This window comes from Xanthomonas campestris pv. asclepiadis, assembly GCF_020784175.1.
Lineage (GTDB): Bacteria > Pseudomonadota > Gammaproteobacteria > Xanthomonadales > Xanthomonadaceae > Xanthomonas > Xanthomonas campestris_D.
The window spans coordinates 25934-48528 of record NZ_JAJGQM010000030.1 but is presented as its reverse complement, the minus strand read 5'-3'; the positions used below and the strand labels follow the sequence as shown (position 1 = coordinate 48528).

Genomic DNA, 22595 nt, shown 5'->3' with positions numbered 1-22595 from the left:
CTCTGTAGAATGCGGTGGCCAGCGGGCGTCGCCGCCGCCATCGCGTCGCGGCAATCCCTGTCCGTCTGGAGTGTTGCATGCGTGCTTCTTCTGCGTTGTCGCCGATCGGCCGGCTGTTTGCCGCCGCCGCTTTTTTCGAAGGGCTGACCTGGGCCGGGCTGTTGCTCGGCATGTTGCTCAAGTACGGTACCCACACCACCGAGCTGGTGGTGTGGGTATTCGGGCGCCTGCATGGCGCGGCCTTCCTGTTCTACGTGGCGGTCAGCGTGCTTGCCGCGTTGCGGCTGCGCTGGCCGTGGTGGGCGTGGGCGCTGAGCGTGCTGGCCGCATTGCCGCCACTGGTGACGGTGCCGCTGGAGATGTGGTTCCGGCGCATCGGCTTGCTGGGTGTGCGCACACGCGGCGGTGTCTGAGCACATCAGGGCAGGCCAGGCATTGCCGGGCGGCCGTGCGTGGTACGCGGCATTTCGCTGTGAACGCATCCAACGTCACGCCAGACGATGGACGCCGCCAACCGCCTTTGCCACCATAGGTGGACCAAGGAAGAAGCGGAGTGTCGCAATGCATTACTGGATGAAGAAGGCGACTGCCGCATTGGCGGTGGCGATGGCAACCACCGGATCGGTTTGCGCGCAGACGCCGCCGCAACCGGTGGATCTGGCGCCCTATCTCAAGAGCGACCAGTTCGAGCGGATCAAGATTTCGCCGACCGGCGACTATTTCGCGCTCACCATGCCGCTGGAAGATCGCACCGTGCTGGGCATCGTGCGGCGCCAGGACAAGGTAGCCACCGCGAAAGTCACCGGCGGCGCCAACAGCGTGGTGGACGATTTCTGGTGGGCCAGCGACGACCGCATCGTGGTGTCGATGGCGCAGCGGCTGGGCTCGCGCGACGAGCCGATGGCGATCGGGCAACTGCATGCCATCGACGCCGATGGCAAGAATGGCCGCCTGTTGGCCAGCCCCTATGGCACCAATCCGGAGATCAACGGCGTGCAGTTGAAGATGGACCTGGAGCCTGGCACGTTCATGCTCGATACCTTGCCGGGTGATCCGCGCAACATCCTGGTGTCGACGATCCCCTTCGTCGGCGACCCGAGCATCCGCATCGACAAGCTGGATATCCAGACCGGCCGGCGCAGTACCGTGGCGACATCGCCGGTGCGGCGTGCGAACTTCGTGACCGACCAGCAGGGGCGCATCCGCTTTGCCAACGGCGCCGATGTGACCAACGTCAGCAAGCTGTATTACCGCGACGACGATGCGGCGCCGTGGCGGTTGGTCAACGATGCCGCCAGCAGCGGGCATCGTGAGTTTCCGCTCGGCTTTGCGGCCGATGGCAGCCAGGCCTACCTGCAAGTGGAGCAGGCGACCGGCACCGATGTGCTGGTGGGATGGGACCCGGTCAGCGGAAAGTCCACGCCGTTGTTGCACGACGACACCGTCGACCCCTACCGGATCCTGCGCGACCTGGATGGCATCACGCCGATCGGTGCGTCCTACATGAGCGACCGGGTGCGCAACCGCTTCTTCGACGAGAAGTCGCCGACGGCAAGGCTCTATCGCAGCCTGGAAAAAGCCTTCGACGGTAATGCGGTCTACATCACCTCGGCCACCCGCGACCGTCGCCTGGTGCTGGTGTATGTGTGGAGCGATCGCAATAACGGCGATTATTATTTGTTCGACACGGTCAGCAAGAAGGCCGACCGGGTGTTCAGTCGCCGCGAATGGTTTCCGCCCGATGGCGTGCCGGCGACCAGGCAGGTGAGCTTCAAGGCGCGCGATGGCCTGGAGTTGCACGGCTATCTGACCCAGCCGCTGCACGCCGAGGCAGGCAAGCCGCTGCCGTTGATCGTGATGCCGCATGGTGGCCCGTTCGGGATCTTCGACAAATGGGAGTTCGACGACGACACCCAGCTGCTGGCCGCAGCCGGTTACGCGGTGCTGCGCGTCAATTACCGCGGCTCGGCCAATTACGGGCGTGCCTTCACCCAGGCCGGTGCCAGGGAGTGGGGCGGGCGCATGCAGGACGATCTCACCGATGCCACCCGCTGGGCTATCGCGCAGGGCGTGGCCGATGCCTCGCGTATCTGTCTCTACGGCGCCAGCTACGGCGGGTATGCGGCGCTGATGGGCGTTGCGAAGGAGCCGGCCGTGTACCGCTGCGCCGCCGGCTATGTGGGCGTCTACGATCTGGACATGATGGCCCGCGACACCGCGCGCTCCGCGCGTTGGGCAAAGAACTGGACCGGCGACTGGCTGGGCGCACGTGACACCCTGGCCACACGTTCGCCGGTGGTGCTGGCCAAGCAGATCAAGGTGCCGGTGTTTCTGGCGGCCGGCGGCAAGGACGAGCGCGCGCCGATCGAACATACCAAGGCCATGGAACGCGCGTTGAAGGGTGCCGGCGTGCCGGTGGAGTCGCTGTACTTCCCCAACGAGGGCCACGGCTTCTACACCGAGGCGCATCGACGCGAGTACTACACGCGCTTGCTGGCGTTCTTGAGCAAGCAGCTGGGTGGTGGGACCGCGAAGTAAGCGAGGCGTTCCATCAGGTGTTGCCTGAGGGGGCGCATGATCTAGCGTGCCGGTGGTGATGCACGCGGCTTGTTGTGTTAACCGCGGTGTGTGTGCGCCTGCATCTTTTGCGATGCGGTGTTGCGACGTTTGCGTGCGCGGGTAGGGCGTCGCGGCCGGGTCCGCTCCTACGGTTCTTGGGGTTTGGCGGGTGTGGTGTTGCGCCCAGAGCCGATGCCGGACGACGGCGCAGGCCGGCTGCACCGACGTTTTCTCTGCACTCCCGGTTCAACTGCTTGATAGCGCGGCATCGTCGATGGCCGACGATGCCGCTTCCAGCATCGCCTACTTCTCCGGCATCGGCTTCATCTGATAGTCGGCCGGCGGGGTGGAACCGAGCAGATGCTGCACGAAGTAGTCCCAGCGGCGGCGGGCGACGTAGGGGGTGAGCTCGCCGTAGCCGTGTTTGGCGTTGGGCAGCATCAGCATGTCGAAGTCCTTGTTGGCCTTGATCAGTGCATCGGCGACCAGCAACGTGAGATGCGGCGACACGTTGTCGTCCAGCGTGCCGTGCACCAGCATCAGCCGGCCCTTGAGCTTGCTGGCGTGGGTGGCGTTGGCCTGGTCGTCGTAGTTGGAAGTGCCATCCTTGTTGACGATGTGCTCGCCGTGATACTTCTCGGCCCAGTCGTCCTCGTAGCCGCGGTTGTCGTGGTTGCCGCTTTCCGACCACGCCACCTTGAACAGTTCCGGGTAGCGCAGCATCGCGGCGGTGGACGCATTGCCGCCACCCGAATGCCCCCAGATGCCGACACGGCTGGTGTCGAACCACCGGTAGCGCTAGCCGAGTTCCTTCACCGCGGCCACCTGGTCGGGCAGGGTGTTGTCGCCCATGTTGGCGTACCAGGTGTCGTGGAAGGTCTTTGAGCGCCACGGCGTGCCCATGCCGTCGATGGCGATCACAATGAAGCCCAGTTCGGCCAGCGACTGGTTGTCGCCATGGCCGGCCAGGAAGCTGCGGCCACGCACCGAGCCGGTCTGCGGGCCGGGGTAGACGTAGTCGATCACCGGGTACTTACGCGCGGGATCGAAGTTTGTCGGCTTGAACATCAGCCCGTACAGCGTGGTCTTGCCGTCGCGCGCCTTGACCGTGATCGGTTCCGGCGGCACCCAGCCGGCGGCCTTGAGGCGGCTGATGTCGGCGGTGGCGATGGTGCTGAGCGTGCGCCCGTCGGCGGCATCGCGCAGCACGCTCACCGGCGGCGTGACCGAGGTGGAATAGGTGTCGACGAAGTGCTTGCCATCGGGCGACAGCGCGATGCTGTGGTCGGCGACCTCGGGCGTGAGCAGCACCGGCTTGCCGCCGTCCAGGCTCACCTTCCACAGCTGCTGGTAATACGGGTCCACGCCCGGCGTGCGGCCTACGCCGACAAACCATGCAGTGCGCGTCACCGGGTCCACGCGCAGCAGTTCGGTGACGTTGCCTTCGCCGCTGGTGATGGCGCGCTTGGGTTTGCCGGTGGCCAGGTCGTACAGGTACAGCTGGCCCCAGTCGCTGCGTTCGGAGAACCACACCGCCTCGTTGCTGCCGGGCAGATAGGCCCAGTTGGCGGCGACCTGGCCACTTTCGTAATAGGTCTTGGCGGTTTCGTCGAAGGCAGTGCGCACGGCGCCGGTGCCGGCATCGGCAATGCGCAGCCACACTTGCTTGTGGAAGCGCGAGGTCGAGGCGAATGCCAGGGTCTTGCTGTCCGGCGCCCACTTCACGTCGTCCCACAGGCCCGGCGAGCAGCTCACGTCGTCGCACAGCGTGGAGCGGTGCTGGTCGGCGGGCATCTTCAGCCGCACCACGCTGGCGCTGGGCACGTCGATGATCACGCGCTCGATCATGGTCACGTCCTTGTCGCCGGCCATCGGGTATTTCCAGGACTGCAGTTCCGGATGCCCGAGCTTGGTGCTGACCAGGTACATGTCGCCGGTCTTGCGCTGGTCCTGCTGGAAGGTGGCGATCTTGCGCGAGTCCGGCGACCACGCAACGATGGCGTTGTCGCTGTGCTGCCAGCCGGCGTTGTCGGTGGCGTAGCCGAAGTTTTCCACACCGTCGCGGGTGAGCTGGGTCTCCTTGCCGGTAGCCAGCTCGCGCACCCACAGGTTCCAGTTGCGAATGAACGCTTCGCGGGTCTTGTCGGGCGACAGCACGCCCGGTTCGGGTTTGGCGGCCGTGAACAGCTTGCTGCACCGGGCGCGCGCATCGCACAGCACCGCGGTGTCGCGCACGCTGAAGCGGTAGCGGCCATCGGCGCTGAGGCTGACCTTGGGCGCCAGGGTGGCGGCCTTGAGCGGCTTGTCGCCGGTCTTGAGCAAGGTGTTGAGCGAGGCGGCCAGCGCGGCGGGCTTGAACAGCGGCGCGGTCTTGCCGGTGGCGGTGTCCAGCTGCAGCAGGCGGTCGCCCTTGGCATCGTGGTCGACGTAGACCACATAGGTGGCATCCAGCCAGGTGACGCGCGTGGGGGCATGGTCGACCAGGGGCTGCGCGGCGTAGTAGATCAGGCGCTCGGCGCGCGCGTAGTCGGCCTCGGTCACGCTGGGCGCCTGCGCGTTGGCGGCGACAGGCAGCAGGGCGAGCGACAGGACAGTGAGCAGGTGGCGCAACGGCAACGGTATGGGCATGTGGACCTCATCAAAAGGGCGCGCGCCGACAACGGCGGTGCAACCTCGCATGCTACGTGGGCGGGCAGGGCATGCGACCCTGCCAAACGTCGTGCCTTGCCGCGGAACGAAGGTGCCAGGCGTGGTGCGGTAGGTGCTGCGCGCCCTGCGGCACGTGCGGCTACTTGCCCATGCAGCGTTTCCAGCGTTCATTCACGCGCTGGGCGAACCAGGCAGTGGTCAGCGTGCGGGTGATCTTGGGGCTGTCCAGGGTGATGCCGGGCAGTACCGCCCGTGGCAGCGGCTTGCCGGCACTGCGCTCGGCCCGCGCGAATACCTGGCGATACAGCTCAGTGTCCTGGAAATCGATGGAATTGCCGGCCTCCAGGGCACGGCGGATCTGGCGGTCGCTCATTGCCAGCTGGCTGCCCAGCGCGCGTGCGGCACGTTCGGTACCGCCGGGGGCGTCCAGGCTGGCGCCGGGGGTGAGCAGGTCGCCGTCCAGGGCGAGCGCGATGCCGCTGGCCTTGCTCAGCGCGGCTTGAAACGCGGCGTTGCGGCTGGCATACCAGCCGGCGTTGAAGTCGGCAAAGCGGTACAGCAGCGCGTCGTAACTGGTTGGGTAGCCAAGCAGATGCGTGGTGCCGAACCACAGCCCGCCGCGACGGCTGAAGACCTCGTGGCGGATCGAGTCGCCAGGCGGATACGGATAGCCCGCGGCGTGCTGCTCGGCAAACGCGATGCTCACCTGCATCGGCCCGGCGGTATGCACCGGATTTAGCCCGTCGAACAGCCGCGCGCCCAGCGGCACGCTGCCGGTGAAGTCCTCGAAGATGCGGCTCAGCTCCTGCTCGGTGCGCGCGCTCGCAATACGTGTGGCATAGCTGCGGCCATCGGGCGAGGCGATGCGCAAGGCGGCATCGACCATGAAGCCGGGAATGTGATGCGCGCTGGCGCGGCGATCGATCTCCGCGCGCGAAATCCTGCCGAGATTGGGCACGACCGGGTTGGCCTGGTAGGTCGACTCCTGCTCGGTCACCGCCAGCACCGCGCAGATGTGCTCGACGCTGGTGTCCAGTCCCTGCGAGGACAGCGCCACGTACACATCGTCGGCCCAGCCGGCGCGATCGGGCAGGGTGGTCGGCAGGCGCCGGGCAATGTCGGCCTTGACCGCATCCGGGGAGCGCTGTGGCGCACGCGGCGCCTGGGTGGCGCAGGCCGACAGCAAGGCGACGGCAAGCAGCGTGAGCAGGCGGGGCAGGCGGGATGTCACGGCGTCTCCAGGATCGATGGGGGCGGCAGGTGCCGTGCGGCAGTTTACGTGGCTGTCGCAGCGCGGCTGCATCTGGCGATCTGCGGCAGCGCGTTTGCCGGAAGCCTGCCGAGTGGCAGGCTTGCCGCAGCGCGCACGGCCGCCGGTTGCTGCCAGCGCGATCTGCAGCCCGATTCAAGCCCGCAGTACGCAGGCCGATAACGATCGTGACGCAATGCGTGGCGATCACATGACCTGCCCCGCTCGCCAGCCATCATGGCCGCGTGTTTGCATCGATGTGGCGTTCAAGCAGACGCCGACGTCGCTCCGATTTCACCGCCAGCCAACCATGGGAGAGCTTGAGTGCCGCAGCAACCAGCAAACCCGATACGGGCCGGGCGGCTTGTCCTGTGCACGGCAGCCATGCGGTGTGGCTCATCGTCGTCGTGAGGGGGCGATGAGCAGCGCGACGCCGCGCTGGCGGCGCAGGGTCCTGGGGATGGCAGCGATGCTGTTCAGCGCGACGCTGTGGGCGCAGCCGCAGCCGTGGAAGCGCATCGAAACCGCCACGATCGACGACCCCAGGGCTGCCCTGCAGGTTGCCCAGGCCGCGTTGCAGCGTGCCCGCAGCGATGGCGATGCCGACGCGCAGTTCTGGGCCTTGCTGGCGCAGGCGCGCGTGCTGATTTCCCTGGAAGAGAGCGAGCGCCGTCAGGCGGCCCTGGCCCAGGCGCGTGCGATGTTGGCGAAAGTGCGTGGCAACACGGCGCAGGCGCAGCTGTGGCTGGCGATCGTGCAGGCGCTCAGCGATGTGCGCGAGAGTCCCAACCGCGGCATGCTGGCGCGGCTGGAAGCACTGCGTCAGCAGGCGCGTGCGCTGGGGCGCAACGATCTGCTGTGCGAGGTCGAGGCGGTCGACATGTGGAGCATGCTCGCCTCCGGCAGCAGCGACGAGGCCTGGAACGCCGCGCAGGCCAGCTACCAGTGCGCAGTGCGCCAACACAGCCTGGGCCTGGAGCTGGATGCCTTGACCCAGCTCGGCTCGCTGGCCAGCCGCGTGGGTGGCCGCTCGACCGAGGACAACGACGCCGAAGACTATCTGCAGCGCGCCCTGGAGCGCCTGCGCGGCCAGCCGGCACGCTTTCAGCGCAGCCTGATCGAATACGAGTACGGCACCTCGCTGGCAGCGCAGCAGCCGGACGCGGCGTTGCTGCATTTCAAGCGCGCGCTGGCGCTCAGCCGCGAGCTGGGCGATCAGGCCGGCGTGGCCGCGGCATTGACCAGCGCCAGCGAGGTCCTGATCGACGCCGATGATGCCACCGCTGCATTGGCAATGGCGCGCGAGGCACTGCCATTGATGCAACGCCAGGGCAATGTCGGCCGGGTGGCCGCCTGCCACGCGGTGTTGCTGCAGGCATTGACCGCGCTCAAGTCCGGCAGCCTCGGCGCGCAGATCGTCGCGGCCAAGGCCGCAGACGATCCCAATCTGTCGCTGGGACGGCGCGCGCAGTTGCTCGATGCCATCGCCCAGGCACTGGCGGCGGAGGGGCGTCATGCCGAGGCATACCAGGAACTGCAACGCGCCAACACGCTGCGCGCGCAGAGCCTGGATCGCCAGCGCGACACCGTGATGCTGCGCCTGCAGGCGCGCTACGAAGATGCGCGCCGGGGCGCCGAAACCGCCGAGCTGCGCCGGCGCAGCGAGACCGCGCAACTGGCATTGCAGGCCCGCGAAGCCGGTCAGCGCAGCTTGTGGATCGCGTTGTGCGCGGCCTGCCTGTTGTTGCTGGGCGCGCTGGTGGTGCTGGCCTTCAGTGCGCGCCACCGGCGGCAGCTCTCGCGGCTGGCGATGCGCGACGAACTCACCGGCCTGCCCAATCGCCGCGCCATTCGCGCCGAGGCGCAGCAGCAGGTCGAGCAAGCGGTGCGCTCGCAGGTTCCGTGCATGCTGGCATTGATCGATCTGGACCACTTCAAGCTGATCAACGACGTGCATGGCCACGCCGCCGGCGACGCCGTGCTCAAGGCGCTTGCCAGCGCCTCCAGGCTGGCACTGCGGACGCAGGATCGCCTGGGCCGGCTGGGCGGCGAGGAATTCCTGCTGGTGCTGCCGGGCTGCAGTGCAGAGGAGATTCCTGCCGTGTTTACGCGGCTGCGCAACGCGGTGGCCGCGATCGAGATCGCCGGCCTGCCTGCCGACCAGCCGGTGCGCTTCTGCATGGGCGCGGTGAGCGTCACTGCAGGGACCGGTCTGGATGTGCTGCTGGGGCAGGCCGATCTGGCCCTGTACGCCGCCAAGACCGCCGGGCGCGATCAATGGGCGGTGTGTTGACGCGTGGATGAGGGCGGCTGCGGCCTGGCTGCCGTAGCGCTCACTGATGCACCGGGCGCAGTGCGCGCAGTGGTGCGTGGCCCAGGCAGTGCATGGCGAGTGCGTGTGTGTCTGGCACGCAGGGCGCAGCTGCCGCCAAGGCAAGATGGCGCCCAGCAGGACGCCATCGGCAATGCGCCGTTTTACTGGCTGACTTCCTGCATCGGAATCTTGTGCTGCTGGGAATACGCGCGCTGCGCGATATTCAGGGCTTGCATATCGGTGTTGAGCTGGGTGGACACGGTTTCCAGGTCCTTGGCCAACGGCGCCAGCTCGGTATTGGTATAGCCGTTGGGCAGGGCGGCCACGCGTTCGAGCGCGGCCATCATCGCGTCGGCGCTTTTGAGGTAGGCCGACAGCTTGCCGTCCAGGTCCTTGGCGTTGTCGGGCACGCCCGAGGCCACGGCGGTATTGGCCTGCGCGTTGGCGGCCAGTGCCTTGCGTTGGCTGCCCAGCGCGGTCTTGTAGCTGTCCAGCGGCTTGTGCGCGATGGCATCGGCCACCAGGCTCTGCCCGCGGTCGCCCGACACCCACGGGTCGATGATGCTCACCGCGCCATTCCAGACCGAAATGTTGTGCAGCAGGTAGTCGCTGGAGGAGAGCTTGGAGGCGCCGGTGGTGGTGCCGCCACCGCAGGAAGCCAGCAGCAGACTGAAAGAGACAAGCAGGAAGGTGGTGAACGTCTTCAAAGCGAAAGATCCTTGGTACGAGGCCGTTGTTGCCACTGCATGGCGAAGACGGCAAAAACCCCAAGGAAGCGCCCGGACAATCCATGTTGCACTGTTGCTGGCCATCTTCCCTGAGACGAATGCAGCGTGGAACATTCCATTCACTCTGAGCGAGTGCGCTGCGCCATCAGTATAGCGGCCGCGTGCAGCCGGCAGGTGCGTGTCATGCGCTCGTTACGCGACCACCAGGTGCTGCATGCGTGCGATGGATGGCCTCGGCCGGTTGCGCTGCGCGTACACTGCGCCGCCACCATCGAACCGATGCCTGCGTGAAAAAAAAAGCGGCCCAAATCACCGCCACCTGCGCCAGCTCCCGCAGCGTCCCGGATCCACGAATGGATCATCGGCGGGGGAGCCGTTGTCGTGGCGATCGCCTGTTGCATGCGGCTGTGGCTGGTGCTGGAGGCGATCGTCACGGGGCGCTATATCAGCGTCATCCGCGGCCGGCCGACCAGAATCTTCTACGCGGATGCAGACCCGCAGCGGTTCTGGATCGCCGTCTGCTGGGATGCGTTGCTGACCAGTGTGCCGTTGGCGGTCATCGCCTGGTTCACCTACGTTGCCTGGACGACGTACCGACGCGGCAGGCGATGACCTGCGCGGTTGTTCCACAGCATGCGCAACTGCGGTGCCGCGCTGCCGACGACGGCGCGGCTGCGCATGCGTGCGGCGAGCCGCTGTTGAGTACACGGTGTTGATCAGCAAACGGGTCACAAGGCCGTGGCAACGCCTGCGCCGATCGACCCCTGCGCGTCATGCGGCAATCAGGGCCGCGTTTGCTTTTGCTTGCGTGACGGCGTCTGCGTCTCGCGCTTGGGCCAGGTGTCGTAGCTGTAGACGAACTGCTTCTGATCGGCGCCCACTGTTGGATCGCAGTGCCAGGACTTGGCGACGCTGCCGGGTTCCAGCACGCCATCCACCTCGCGCACGGACTGCGCTTCGAACGCGCAGATCGGCCCGTACAGCTTGATATCCCAGTCCGGCTCCGCGGTGGGGTGAGCGTGTTGCACCAGTACGATGTCGCTGCCGTTGAAGTGATGAACCTGGGCGCCGTGTTCGCGATTGATGCTGAAATAGCATGGTGCGCCGATGCCCAGCGGGAGCACTTCATCATCGCGCAGGATCGCGCACTTGCCGGCGTGTTCGCCCAGACGAATCGTGCGCCCGGCCAGGATGGCGGTGGTGACCGGATGGCGGGGGGTGACTTCGGACATGGGCTGCGGCGGTGACGGCGTCTGCGGCGCGGACTGCGCGTGGACTGGCGTGCCGGTTGTCATCAACAGCGCGGAGAGCAACCAGGTCGTAAAGTGGATGCGCATGCAACGTCCTTGTCGTGGGCGGTGCAGTATCGCAGATCCGTTTGCCGGCCAGGCGTGGGCGACAAACGCACTGCGTTGCAGTCAGACGAGGCAGCCGGTGCTAGTTGCGGCATCTGTCTGCTGTGCCGCGGTTTCACACGCAGCATCGACACACGGCTGGCTGCTCCAGACTGCGCGCTTCAGTCACCTCAGAAAAATCGTGCAGTCAGCGCCGTGCCGGCAGCGTTGCAAGCACGCCATCCAGCGCCAGTTGCGTGCTGAAGCCGGCCTTGCTCAGGCGCTTGCTCACTTCGTTGGGCACATCGCGGCCACTGGTCAGCCGGTTGGGCGCGCCGGTGTAATGGAACAGGCGCCCGCCACGCCGCAACACCCGCGCCAGCTGATCGTAGAACAGCTGCGAGTACAGCTCGCCGGCGATGCCGAAGCGCGGCGGGTCGTGCAGGATCGCATCGACCGAATCGTCTGCCAGCGTGGCGATGTGCTGCGAGATGTCCGCCTGGGTCAGCTGCAGACGTCCGCCGCAGGCGGCATCGTCCGGATCCGGCGACCAGGGATTGAGCGTGCGCAGCCACAGCACGTCGGCATTCTTCTCGAACGACTGCAGCTGCGCCACCCCGGCCTCCAGGCAGCAGGCGGCGAAGTAGCCCAGCCCACCACAGGTATCCAGCACGACCTTGCCGCGCGGATCGACCAGCGCCACCTTGCGCCGCGCATCCTCGAACGGCGACAGCTGCGCCGACGGCAGCATCTTGATGCCATCGATCTCGAAGGTGGGTGCGCCCCATTCGGTGGGAACGAGCTTGATCAGCGCGCCGCTGAACCGCGAGATCGGGGCGAAATCATCGCCGTCCCAGAAGTACAGCGTGCGCTGCTTGAACTTGCCCGGATATGGGTAGCCCCTGCCGCGCCACTGCCAGGTCTGCGCATCCAGCTGGGCGGTACCGGTACTGCGGCCCAGGTCCAGCGAACCGGTCCATTGGGTCAGACCACTGCCGCGCGCGGCCAGCAGCGCCTGGGCATCGGAGGAAATGAGAAGTGGACCGGAGTAGTGGGGCACGAGTCGCTGGTCCGGGTAGGCGCGGGTCACGCGCGGTGCTGGTACAAGGGAGGACTGGCATCGTAACCGACCTCATCGCGCATAGGCATCCAGTGCAGCACCGGCATGTTGGCGGCACCGCGCGGCAAGCCGCCTGCCGCGACCCGCCGGCCGTGCCGCATGCAACGGCGTGTCCATGGCGATGCATCGGCCGTCGCGCGCCGGGAGACGCGCGCCGATTCCTCTGGCGCACGCCGCACCGCATACTGCGCACTGCCCCATCGACATGGTGTCCGATTGGCGCCAACCGCGGAGGATCGGCAATGCTGAAGGGTGTGTTGTTGGGGTTTGCCTGTTATGCGGCCTATTCGATCAGCGATGCGTTCGTGAAGCTGCTGGAAGGCACGCTGCCGGTCTACGAAGTGCTGTTTCTCGGCGCCTTGCTGATGCTGGTGGCCGTGCCATTCGTGAAGAAGCCGGACGACCGCTTGCGCGAACTGGTGATGGCCAGGCAACCCAGCCTGTGGCTGTTGCGTGCGCTTACCGGCGCCATCGGCAATCTGACCTCGGTGATTGCGTTCACCACCTTGCCGATGGCCGAGGCGTTCGCGCTGATCTTCCTGATGCCGATCTTCGTCACCGTGCTGTCGGTGGTGTTTCTCAAGGAACAGGTGCACTGGCGGCGCTGGTCGGCGGTGATCGTGGGCTTCATCGGCGTGTTGATCGTGCTGCGCCCGGGCTTTCGCCATCTCACCCATGGGCATGTGGCGGCGATCGTGTGCGGCCTGGTCGGTGCCATCTCGGTCATCACCCTGCGCATGGCCGGCCACAGCGAGAAACGCCTGACCCTGTACGGTGCCGGGGTGATCGGTCCGTTGGTGATGGGCGGGATCATGATGCTGCCGAGCTTTGTCTGGCCCACGCTGTATCAGTGGGGGCTGTTGGCCGGCTATGGCCTGCTCGCCGGCCTGGCGGCGATCTGCATGATGTATGCCACGCGCATGGCGCCGGTGAGTGTGGTCGCGCCAACGCAATACAGCCAGATGCTGTGGGCGATCGCGTTCGGCTACCTGCTGTTCCACGACCACCTGGACTGGCCGATGGCGGTCGGCATTGCACTGATCCTGGGCGCCGGGCTGTTCACGCTGATCCGCGAAGAGCAGGTGTCGCGGTGGTGGCGGCGCACCAAGATTGTTTGAGGGCGGCGCTGTGCGCCGCGGGAATGGGGAGTCGGGAATGGGGAATCGGAACGGCGCTGCTTCGAACTGCTGCGATGCGCGTAATGCTATTACGATTCCCGATTCCCGATTCCCGATTCCCGCTACGGCGCAGTGGATTCCTTGCGCGGTGCACGCCAGGTTTCGACGATGCGCGCGTACTCGCCGCTGGCCTTGCTCAGGTGCAGCCACTGGTCGACATAGGCTTTCCAGGCCTGGTCGTTGCGCGGTAGCAGGAAGGCCTTTTCGCCGTATTGCAGTGGCTGCTCCGGTGCGACCGCGCATAGGCCGGGCAGGCGTGCCTGCTGGTGGAGCGCTTCGGAGGCGTCGGTGATCATCACATCCGCGCGCTGCGCCAGCAGCTCCTGGAAGATGGTGGTGTTGTCGGCGAACAGGCGCAGGGTCGCGCGCGGCAATTGACGGCGTGCGAAGGCCTCGTTGGTGCCGCCGGGCGGTTCGATCACGCGCACCTCGGGTCGATTGAGTTGCGCGATGCTGCGGTAGCGCGCCTGGTCGGCGCAGCGCACCAGCGGAATCTTGCCGTCCACATCCAGTACCGTGCTGAAACTGGCCTGGCGCTGCCGTTGCAAGGTAACCGAAATGCCGCCGACGGCGATGTCGCAGCGATCGGCGAGCAGGTCGGGCATCAGTTGCGGCCAGCTGGTGCGGACGATGTCCACGCGCGCGTTCAAGCTGCCGGCCAGCGACTGCGCCAGGGCGATATCGCTACCCTCGAACTGCCCGTCGGCACGCAGCAGCGAGTAGGGGCGATAGTCGCCGGTGGTGCAGACCCGCAGCACGCCGGACTGCAGCACGGCATCCAGGCGCGAGGCAGGCGCGGGCTCGGCCGCATGGGCGATGCCGCAGCTCAGCAGCACTACAAGGCAGATACGATGGCGCATGGCGTGGCCTCGAAGGGATGCGCCCATGATAGTCGCGGCCGGTGCGGCGTGGTCGGGCACGGCTCAAGCCACCAGATTGATGTCACGCGAACATGCCTATGCTCGCTTTCCATGGGAAGCGAAGACGCAGCGGCGCTTGCACGCAGTCTGCCCTCGGCGATAGACATCATCCGCCATCCGCCATCCGCCATCCGCCATCCGCCATCCGCCAGGTGCCAGGTGCCAGGTGCCAGGTGCCAGGTGCATGAGCCGCTTTGACGCGCGTGCGCCTGCCATGCGTCAACGGCATGTCAGCGCGATCCTGCCCGGGATCACGGCGCGGTAGCGCTGCGATGCGCACTGTCGGTCTTCCACGAACCGACCGGAGTCACTTCATGCAGCTCAATCCACGCACTGCGCGTCCGATGACCATCGCCAATGCCGGTCTGTCGGCACACGGCACGCCCGATCCGGATACCAACGAGGAAGAGATCCCGCTGGAAGAGCAGACCCCGCAGCAAGGCGGCCTGCGCGAGGAGGTCGGCGACCTGGACGCGGACGACGACCAGGCCTTGCCGGGGCGCGTCGGCGGTGGGCTTGCGGGTGGCTGAAGCGGATGGGCGTAGCGGCTGGCCGGGCGATTGACCCGCCACCCGGTACGCCCCGCTGGCGGCGGGATTGCGTCAGCGTCGCCTGGAGGTGCCCAGCAAGGACGGATGAGGGCGCAATGCCCTCGCCGCCGCAGGACACGCCGTCAATCCGTTTCTGAAGACAGCGCGGCTGCTGAAGCACACTTGTTGGCGGCATCCGTGCCGCCGCAGCTCCCCGCACGCAACCGGAGCGCCGCACCGGCCAAGGTGGTCGTGTACCGATCACGTGGCAAAGCCGGCTGCGCTCATTTCTGTGGGTCTGTCTCCTGGTCGCTCGAGGGCGCAGGGACCTGTTCCATGCAAATGCCGGTTTTGCGGTGACAGGCACATGGCCAGTGCCCCGATGTCCCGCAGTCCAGGCCTGCGAATCCGTGTTGCGGAGCAGGCATGTCAAGGGAACTGCACATGCCCCGGTTCGAAGTACACCGGCTTGTCGCCGTTTTCCGGCAAGGCGGGAATCGTATCCAGGATGGCCTTGCCGCGGATATCGGTGATACGGATGGACAAGGGCTGGTTGCCGAGCTGCTTGCCCAGGAAATGGTTGTAATCCATCTTTTGCAGGCTCTTCCAGCTGCTGCCCTGTTTCACTTCGAACTTGACCACCGGGTAGGCGTGGTTGCGCACCTGGATCGCCGCCCACCAGCGCGAGCTGCCTTCCTTGATGCGGTATTGCACATTGCCGGCGGTCGGCGCGCGCACGATCTTCCAGCTGATCGGGATGCGCCCCTGCACCGTGTCGCCGATGGCCGCGAATGCATTGGGCGATAGATCCAGCCCGCCCGACGCGCCGTCCGGATACAGGTCGGTGACATACACGACGGTCTTGCCCTTGGGCCCGGTCACTTCCAGGTAGGCGCCGGCCAGCGCGGCCCTGACCCCGCCGAAGTTCATCTGGGTCGGGTTGAGCGCGGTGATGAAGGCGTTGCGCGGAATCGGGTCCAGCAGCACCGCGCCGCCGGAATAGCCGGAGCCGGTATGGGTCGCGGTGCCGGTGAAGGTGCTGTTCCAGGTGGTGGCCTTGCCTGCATCCGCCGCAGCGGCGCTCCTTGCCGATGGCGTGGCGAGGTTCGCGCCCGACAACCCCCAGGCCTGGTGCAGGATCTGCAACTTGTCCGCGCGGGGTCTGCCATCCGGCGCCAACAGGCCGCCGTTGTTGGCATTGCCCGTTTCCCAACTGCCTAGAAACGCGCTGCGCAGTCCTGCGTTTGCCAAATAACCGCTCAATGCGGTTTGCCATGCCGGGTCGCGCGGGTCGCCGTCGCCCAGTCCGCCACCGAGGCTGACGGGTACCACTGCATGGTCGATTGCGAATTGGCCGAAGTCGCGTTGCCACATGGCAGGCAGTGCCTGCGCAAATCCGGGTGCGGCGAAGGCATCTGTCGCATCGCGATCCGGGCCCGCCAACTTCGGCATCAACACCAGGTGTCGGCGTGCAATGTCCAGCGGCACGCACGCGAACGGCTGAAGATTGCTGCCAGGCGCCTTGCGCCCTGGGTCACTGCACACCGCATTGCCGCCCACACCTTCCACACCCACGACCCAGCGCGGTGCCTGCGCCAGCACGGTTGCAGCTGCGCGCGAGGCTATTCGGTTCCAATCCTGATCCGCCGCGTTTCCGGACCAGCTGGCATTGCGATAGCCGCTGCTGCCAAGGTCGATACCCAGGACATTGGTGTTGTCGCCATAGCGGCGTGCCAGCGTGACCAGGCCGCGCGTCCATGTTTGCTGCTGTGCGCCCAGGAGCGGTGCGCGGTCATCGCAGCTTGCATCTGCAAACGCGAACATCACCTGCATCCCGCGCTGGGTTGCGGCATGCACCACTGCGTCGAGCAGTTGCAAGGAATCTAATCCGCGCAGCGTGGGATCGCCGGCAACTTCTGCAGCTGCCACAGGTGCGCGTTGCAGTACAGCGGCGCAGACCGGCACACGCACGGCGTTAATGTCCGACGCCTGCATCCGATCCAGCATTTGCGCCAGTGTATCGTTGCGCATGCCGGCGGCCGCCAACCCTTCGCGATCGAAGCCGGGCCAGGTGACCCCGCGAATCTGTAGCGCCTGACCTGTTGCATCGACAAGGGGAACTCGCGTACTGACCTGTATCGCCGGCGCGGTGACCGGGATGAGCGTTGCGAGCGCGATCAATAAATGCTTGTGTGACAGCATGGACATCTCCTGGCAGCGTGTTATGCATGTTTAGCTGAGCGCGAAGCGGCCTGTGGCGGGTGGAAACAAAAAGGCGCAGCTACCCAGGTAACGCGCGCAATGCAGTCCCGGCGTCCCACAGGCCGCCTCCCGTCCGGGTTGGCCGTCAGCGGCACGGAGTGGTCGCCGCGTCGCTTGCCGTGGCGCCACCGGGCCTGCGCCACGCAGCGCCCGTTCCGCCGACGACGGCATCTCCTCCGATGTCATCTCGTTCCGATGTGCTTGCCACGCTCTAGACAGAGGTCGAACAGCACGACAGGGATTGAAATGGCGGCCGCGAGGCGCCGCCATCGTTGTTGCAGCGATCCTCCCGCGTCCGCGGAGCGGTAGAGCAGACTAGCCTCTACCGCTCTGTAGCAACGCAGTTATCGCATCACCGATGCGGCGTCGCGCTCACGGTGACCGAGCTCGCGCCTGCACCCGATGCGCCGTTGGCCGTTACCTTGTAGTAGTACGTGGTGCCGTTGGTGAGCGCCCGGTCCACATATGAGGGCGAGGTCAGGCCCGATGCGACGGTGATGGGTGTGGCGGCTGCGTCGGCGACACGTTGCACCGTGTAACCCGTGGCACCGTCAACGGACGACCAGCTGAGCCTGACCTTGCCATCCGCTGCATTGGCGGTCAGCCCCTTGGTCTCCGTCAGCGGGCTGGCGCGCACCGCGTCGGTCGACGCCGACTGCAGCGCCGCCTTGGTCGAGGTGCCGATGGCGGGATACGCGTTGGCGACCAGCTGGACGAACTGCGCGTGGAACCAGCTACCGGCGATCGGCGCGTTCGGCAAGGCGCCCGTCAACGTGCCGTCCGGCGTCGTATAGGTCGGGTCGCAGTATCTGTCGAAGCCCTTGCCCTGGTTGTTAGGGATGGACTTGCTGGAGCCGTCGGATTCGCCCGCTCCCTTGCCCCACACATAGGCGTGGATATGCCCGCCGGGCGCTGCGGTCGGCGGCATGCCGATCCCCGCACCGCTCTGATTGCACCAGTTGCCGCGATGGAGGCGACGGTCCACGCGTCCGGAGTCCACGTAGGTGTTGATGTCATTGCCGCTGGCAGATGCAGGGCGCGCGCTGCCGCCCCAGCCGTTGCGACCGGTGTCGATCAGAAAGCCGATCTTGCTGGGCCAACCCGCCCCGACGAAGCCGTTGTAGAGCGCTTCGGCGTAGGTCGATTCGTCGAAGAAACTGTTCCATTGATAGAAGTTGGACGAGCGAATCGGCCGGCCACCGATCGTCAGGTCCGGATTGGGCAGGTTCGGCTCATGCAGCGGCGTGTAATTGGCGGTGTTGGTGACGAAGCCATCCGCACTGGCGAAACCGGCTGCCGTTCCCTGCACGACCCGCGTGTACAGCGAAATCGCCGGGTTACGGTTGCTGTCCCACCCCAGCCAGCCGGAATGGGCGATATCCAGGTAATTGTAAAGATTGGGAATGGCATGGAGCTTGTCGAGCGCGTACTTGATGGCGGCCTCGTAAATGCCGCTGGATGCCGCCTGGCCGCAGGCGGGCGTGCTTTGATTGGTGACAAGATTCGGAAGGCTGTCTGGCTCGATGATGTTGACGATCCGAAGATCCTTGTACTTCGGATTGGCCAGTGTCGATGCGATGACGTCGATGTATTCGGTCTTGTAGCGTTGCAAGCCGGCTTGCGTCAGCGGCAACTCGCCGTTGGAGGCCAGCGCGTGACAGTCGCGCCCCGGCATGTCGTAAATGACAAAGCCGACCGTGATAGGCGTATTGGCCTTTTTCTGCATCAATGCCGCATCCAGGTGGCCTTTCAGACTGAGACGGCCGGCGTTGCGCGAGCCGCCGTAGATCGCATTGATCGAATCCAGCCAGACCGAGGTTGGATAGGACTTGACGACCTGCATCTTGGCTTTCAGTTGCACATCCTTGACCTTGCGGATCGACGAGTTGACTTCCTTCGAATAATCCGGATTGACATACCCGCTCGCGCCGACGAACGGGTTGTCGACATGGGTCTGGGCGGATGCGGCAACGGGAACGAGCAGCGCGCCGGTCAGCAACGAAACGGCGAGCTTGGAGGTGACGCAGGGTCGGGAGTTTATCGAAGATGGCATTGAATTTCGCCTTGAGATGGGAAGTGGTGAAACGGTGTGTGATAGCGAGATGTCAAGATGTCGCGTGATTCGCCGTGACTGGTGGTTCATCTCGATGGATGCCCGTGCGCAATGAACGCGCTCCAAATGCGTGCGTGCATCGGTGACCCTGCGCCGGGGCGATCGGCGCAGGGGATGAAGCGGCATGTCGCATTCAAGCGGCTCGCCGTATTCACGCATCGGTCGGTGCAATGCGCCAATTTCGTTGCCGTTTGAGCGCAGCTGCAGACGGTTGATGCCTACGCGCCGGGTCATGGTGTGCCGCGTCGTTGCAGCTCATGACCGCTTTCGTCGACCCGCCAGGCGCAGCCATCGACCGCCATGGTCGGCGCATCGATCGACAACGGCAGCAGGTCTTGCAGGCAGGATGCGGGTGGAGATGCATGGGAGACTGTCTGGCGAGGCGACGAACTAAAAGAACAGAATCGTTGGCGCGAATCCGTGCGCAGCCTCTAAAAAGCGAGCGCTACCATAAAGCGGATCCTGGAACTGTCGACGACTACGCTTACCATCCGTGAAGGGTTTGGCGTTATTGCAGATGCCGATTATGTGGCGGCGCCAACGCTGGCGGATATTGGTTGTTCGGAGGGAAGATTAATAAAAATAATTAAAGAAATATTTTGATGCTGCCTGAAATAGTTTATGTGTTGAGTTTATTAAGGCGGTAATAAAGCATATTTTTCCGCGGATTATGCTGGATGTCAGTCTCGATTGGCGTCGTGGTTCCGGGGGCGTTACGCCACAGCTTCCGGTGCCCGGCGTCCGGCGGTGAGCGTGAGTCAGCGCGTCCGACCTGGATGCCGGTTTCGGAAGACCTCGGGACGATGCGAGGCGAGATCGCTACGGTCGAGATGGCAGGCGTGGGCAGGTGCCGGCAGACTGAGCTGCAGGCAGGCAGGCAGGCAGGCAGGCAGGCAGGCAGGCAGGGCGGATTGCTTCCCCGGGGAGCGCGGTACGGCCCGAACGCTGGTTCCGGTCTGGGGGCTGTGCAGGTCTGCGACGCGGGTCTTACCCAGGTCGTTGCCGAGGACTTGTCCACCACGGCCTGACATAAGGCGCGCCCCCTGGCACGCATGGGCGCGATCTCGTATGTTGGCTCGCTTGCCCACTCCTCCGGTGCCGTGCCCATGTCTGACCCGTCCGCGCCCGATCATCTGCAACGCAGTCTCTCCAACCGCCATCTGCAGCTGATCGCCATCGGCGGGGCGATCGGCACCGGGCTGTTCATGGGCTCGGGCAAGACCATCAGCCTGGCCGGCCCGTCGATCCTGTTCGTCTACCTGATCATCGGCGCGATGCTGTTCTTCGTGATGCGTGCGATGGGCGAGCTGCTGCTGTCCAACCTGGAGTACAAGTCGTTCATCGACTTCTCCACCGACCTGCTCGGGCCGTGGGCCGGGTTCTTCTGCGGGTGGACCTACTGGTTCTGCTGGATCATCACCGCCATCGCCGATGTCATCGCGATTGCCGCCTATGCGCAGTTCTGGTTTCCGGGCCTGGCGCCGTGGATCCCCGCCATTCTCTGCGTGCTGTTGCTGCTGAGCCTGAACCTGGTGACGGTCAGGTTGTTCGGCGAGATGGAGTTCTGGTTTGCGCTGATCAAGATCATCGCCATCTGCGCGCTGATCATCACCGGCGCCGGGCTGGTGGCCTGGGGCTTCCGTTCGCCGTCGGGCAACGTGGCCTCGCTGTCGAACCTGTGGAACGACGGCGGCATGTTCCCGATGGGCATTGGCGGGTTCTTTGCCGGGTTCCAGATCGCGGTCTTCGCCTTCGTCGGCATCGAGCTGGTCGGCACCACCGCTGCGGAAACCGCAGACCCGCGCCGCAACCTGCCCAAGGCGATCAACTCGATCCCGGTGCGCATCTTGATCTTCTACGTGCTGGCGCTGGTCGCGATCATGGCGGTGACGCCGTGGCGGCAGGTGGTGGCCGACAAGAGCCCGTTCGTGGAGCTGTTCGTGCTGGCCGGCGTGCCGGCGGCCGCGAGCCTGATCAACTTCGTGGTGCTGACCTCGGCCACCTCCTCGGCCAACAGCGGCATCTTCTCCACCAGCCGCATGCTCTACGGCCTGGCCGAGGAGCAGCACGCGCCCAGGGGCTTTGCCAAGCTCTCGCGTGCGGCGGTGCCGGCGCGTGGCCTGCTGTTCTCCTGCCTGTGCCTGCTGCTGGGTGCGATGCTCGTGTACCTGATCCCCAACCTGGTCACGGCGTTCACGCTGGTCACCACGTTGTCTGCGGTGCTCTTCATGTTCGTGTGGTCGCTGATCCTGTGCGCCTACATCGCCTACCGGCGCAAGCGTCCCGAGCAGCACGCGACCTCGGCGTTCAAGATGCCCGGGGGCGTGGCGATGTGCTACGTGTGCCTGGCGTTCTTCGCCTTCGTCATCGTGCTGCTGACCTTGCAGGCCGATACGCGCCAGGCGCTGCTGGCCAGCCCGGTGTGGTTCCTGATCCTGGCAATCGGCTATGCGGTGAAGCGGCAGCAGGCGCGCAGCGGCTGAGCGCACGCACGGCCGAACACATCCACGAGGACATCCTCAAGGCCCCGCAGTGCGGGGCCTTGGCGTGCATGGCTGCACGGCGCCGCGATAAAGGCCACTGGCAGCTAAGCGCGTTGTGCGTACGACGTTGACGCGGATCGGACGGAACGGGATGCTCGCCGCCATCCATCGCCACGGCCCACCGCATGATCACCACGCACCCGATCGCCACAACGCAGCACACGCAAGGGTGCTGGGTCGACCTGTGCCAGGCCAGCGCGCAGGAACTGGCGCAGGCCGCAGACACGGTGGGGTTTACGCTGCCCGATCGCGCGGCCATCGGCGAGATCGAATTTTCCAGCCGGGTGCGGCGCCAGGACGAGGTGCTGTTTCTCAACGTGCCACGCTTTCAGGACGACGATGGCCCGACCGCGCCGCTGGGCTTTGCGTTGTCGCCGACCATGCTGGTGACCCTGCGCGAGCAGCACATGGGCTCGCTGGATGCGGTGGCGGCGCATCTGCAACACGAGCCCTGCCATAGCGCCGACGATCTGCTGCTGCGCATCTTCGACCAGTTGGTGGGGCGGCTGGCAGACCGGCTGGAATCGCTGGAGGCCGAGGTCACCGACACCACCCGCCAGGTGTTCGACAACCCGCACAAGACCAGGGATCTGGAGCGCATGCTGCATCAGGTCGGTGGCATGGGGCGGCGTCTGGGCGGGCTGCACAATGCCGGGCAGGGATTGCTGCGCCTGGTCACCTATCTGGATGGCGCCGCGCCGGAATGGTTCGGCGCCGATGCGGCCAAACGCATCGGCTTGCTGCACAAGGACCTGACCACCCTGAGCGAGTTCCAGCAGCACATGGACGACCGCATCGAGTTCCTGCTCGACAGCGTGCTGGGCATGATCAACATGGACCAGAACAACGTGATGAAGGTGATGGCGGTGGCGTCGGTGGTCGGCATTCCGCCGACGGTGCTGGTCGGCATCTGGGGCATGAATTTCGCCTACATGCCCGAGCTCAAGTGGCACGATGCGTATTACTGGGCGCTGGGCGTGATCGTACTGAGCATGGTGGTTCCGCTGGCGTGGTTCCGTAAGCGCGGCTGGGTGTAACGCATCAGAGCCATAAGCCCGTAGGAGCGCACCCGGGCGCGACATGGCGTTACCGGTAA

Annotated in this window: 15 protein-coding genes and 1 pseudogene; 8 read left to right on the top strand and 8 right to left on the bottom strand. The window is 65.8% G+C overall.

What is annotated here, in order from left to right:
• Positions 1-77 precede the first annotated feature (77 nt).
• Together LL972_RS14025 and LL972_RS14020 are read left to right on the top strand one after the other, a co-directional pair.
• Positions 78-413: a DUF3817 domain-containing protein gene (locus tag LL972_RS14025; RefSeq protein ID WP_228328103.1), complete on the top strand. Its 336-nt coding sequence runs from the start codon at positions 78-80 to the stop codon at positions 411-413.
• 148 nt (positions 414-561) lie between these two features.
• Positions 562-2538: an alpha/beta hydrolase family protein gene (locus tag LL972_RS14020; RefSeq protein WP_429002165.1), complete on the top strand. Its 1977-nt coding sequence runs from the start codon at positions 562-564 to the stop codon at positions 2536-2538.
• Positions 2539-2862: 324 nt separating this feature from the next.
• Here the strand turns inward: LL972_RS14020 and LL972_RS14015 are convergent.
• Both LL972_RS14015 and LL972_RS14010 read right to left on the bottom strand, forming a co-directional pair.
• Positions 2863-5187: pseudogene (locus tag LL972_RS14015) on the bottom strand (S9 family peptidase).
• 160 nt (positions 5188-5347) lie between these two features.
• Positions 5348-6439 (bottom strand): DUF1615 domain-containing protein, encoded by a 1092-nt coding sequence (locus tag LL972_RS14010; protein ID WP_228328102.1) that lies wholly within the window; start codon positions 6437-6439, stop codon positions 5348-5350.
• 436 nt (positions 6440-6875) lie between these two features.
• On the opposite strand from LL972_RS14010, the gene LL972_RS14005 reads away from it, so the two are divergent.
• A complete protein-coding gene (locus LL972_RS14005) occupies positions 6876-8750 on the top strand; it encodes a GGDEF domain-containing protein (RefSeq protein ID WP_228328101.1) in 1875 nt (624 codons plus the stop codon).
• A gap of 182 nt (positions 8751-8932) precedes the next feature.
• Here LL972_RS14005 and LL972_RS14000 read toward each other — a convergent pair whose 3' ends face one another.
• Complete coding sequence (locus LL972_RS14000; protein WP_228328100.1) at positions 8933-9478, bottom strand: hypothetical protein; 546 nt, start codon at positions 9476-9478, stop codon at positions 8933-8935.
• A gap of 420 nt (positions 9479-9898) precedes the next feature.
• On the opposite strand from LL972_RS14000, the gene LL972_RS13995 reads away from it, so the two are divergent.
• The gene (locus tag LL972_RS13995) at positions 9899-10111 is read left to right on the top strand and encodes a hypothetical protein (protein ID WP_228328099.1); all 213 of its coding nucleotides are present in this window, start codon (positions 9899-9901) and stop codon (positions 10109-10111) included.
• Between the two features lie 170 nt (positions 10112-10281).
• On the opposite strand, the gene LL972_RS13990 is transcribed toward LL972_RS13995, so the two are convergent.
• Together LL972_RS13990 and LL972_RS13985 are read right to left on the bottom strand one after the other, a co-directional pair.
• A complete protein-coding gene (locus tag LL972_RS13990; RefSeq protein ID WP_228328098.1) occupies positions 10282-10836 on the bottom strand; it encodes a hypothetical protein in 555 nt (184 codons plus the stop codon).
• A gap of 205 nt (positions 10837-11041) precedes the next feature.
• Complete coding sequence (locus LL972_RS13985; protein ID WP_228328097.1) at positions 11042-11893, bottom strand: class I SAM-dependent methyltransferase; 852 nt, start codon at positions 11891-11893, stop codon at positions 11042-11044.
• Between the two features lie 302 nt (positions 11894-12195).
• Here LL972_RS13985 and LL972_RS13980 point away from each other — a divergent pair, with 302 nt between their 5' ends.
• Positions 12196-13071 (top strand): DMT family transporter, encoded by an 876-nt coding sequence (locus tag LL972_RS13980; protein ID WP_228328096.1) that lies wholly within the window; start codon positions 12196-12198, stop codon positions 13069-13071.
• Positions 13072-13193: 122 nt separating this feature from the next.
• Here the strand turns inward: LL972_RS13980 and LL972_RS13975 are convergent, their stop codons facing one another.
• On the bottom strand, positions 13194-13991 hold the full coding sequence (locus LL972_RS13975) for a transporter substrate-binding domain-containing protein (protein WP_228328095.1): 798 nt from the start codon (positions 13989-13991) through the stop codon (positions 13194-13196).
• Between the two features lie 374 nt (positions 13992-14365).
• Here LL972_RS13975 and LL972_RS13970 point away from each other — a divergent pair, with 374 nt between their 5' ends.
• Complete coding sequence (locus tag LL972_RS13970; protein ID WP_115045439.1) at positions 14366-14581, top strand: hypothetical protein; 216 nt, start codon at positions 14366-14368, stop codon at positions 14579-14581.
• Positions 14582-15010: 429 nt separating this feature from the next.
• Here LL972_RS13970 and LL972_RS13965 read toward each other — a convergent pair whose 3' ends face one another.
• Together LL972_RS13965 and LL972_RS13960 are read right to left on the bottom strand one after the other, a co-directional pair.
• Positions 15011-16783 (bottom strand): expansin EXLX1 family cellulose-binding protein, encoded by a 1773-nt coding sequence (locus LL972_RS13965; RefSeq protein WP_228328094.1) that lies wholly within the window; start codon positions 16781-16783, stop codon positions 15011-15013.
• Positions 16784-17195: 412 nt separating this feature from the next.
• On the bottom strand, positions 17196-18842 hold the full coding sequence (locus tag LL972_RS13960) for a glycoside hydrolase family 6 protein (RefSeq protein ID WP_228328118.1): 1647 nt from the start codon (positions 18840-18842) through the stop codon (positions 17196-17198).
• A 1166-nt stretch (positions 18843-20008) separates the two neighbouring features.
• Here LL972_RS13960 and cycA point away from each other — a divergent pair.
• Positions 20009-21439, top strand: a complete 1431-nt coding sequence (cycA, locus tag LL972_RS13955; protein ID WP_228328093.1) for a D-serine/D-alanine/glycine transporter — start codon at positions 20009-20011, stop codon at positions 21437-21439.
• Positions 21440-21624: 185 nt separating this feature from the next.
• Positions 21625-22536: a CorA family divalent cation transporter gene (locus LL972_RS13950; protein ID WP_228328092.1), complete on the top strand. Its 912-nt coding sequence runs from the start codon at positions 21625-21627 to the stop codon at positions 22534-22536.
• Positions 22537-22595 lie beyond the last annotated feature (59 nt).

Coding starts and splice junctions, on each gene's coding strand:
- LL972_RS14025 (WP_228328103.1), top strand. CDS start 78: ATGCGTGCTTCTTCTGCGTTGTCGCCGATCGGCCGGCTGTTTGCCGCC.
- LL972_RS14020 (WP_429002165.1), top strand. CDS start 562: ATGCATTACTGGATGAAGAAGGCGACTGCCGCATTGGCGGTGGCGATG.
- LL972_RS14005 (WP_228328101.1), top strand. CDS start 6,876: ATGAGCAGCGCGACGCCGCGCTGGCGGCGCAGGGTCCTGGGGATGGCA.
- LL972_RS13995 (WP_228328099.1), top strand. CDS start 9,899: ATGCGGCTGTGGCTGGTGCTGGAGGCGATCGTCACGGGGCGCTATATC.
- LL972_RS13990 (WP_228328098.1), bottom strand. CDS start 10,836: ATGCGCATCCACTTTACGACCTGGTTGCTCTCCGCGCTGTTGATGACA.
- LL972_RS13980 (WP_228328096.1), top strand. CDS start 12,196: ATGCTGAAGGGTGTGTTGTTGGGGTTTGCCTGTTATGCGGCCTATTCG.
- LL972_RS13975 (WP_228328095.1), bottom strand. CDS start 13,991: ATGCGCCATCGTATCTGCCTTGTAGTGCTGCTGAGCTGCGGCATCGCC.
- LL972_RS13970 (WP_115045439.1), top strand. CDS start 14,366: ATGCAGCTCAATCCACGCACTGCGCGTCCGATGACCATCGCCAATGCC.
- LL972_RS13965 (WP_228328094.1), bottom strand. CDS start 16,783: ATGCTGTCACACAAGCATTTATTGATCGCGCTCGCAACGCTCATCCCG.
- cycA (WP_228328093.1), top strand. CDS start 20,009: ATGGGCGCGATCTCGTATGTTGGCTCGCTTGCCCACTCCTCCGGTGCC.
- LL972_RS13950 (WP_228328092.1), top strand. CDS start 21,625: ATGATCACCACGCACCCGATCGCCACAACGCAGCACACGCAAGGGTGC.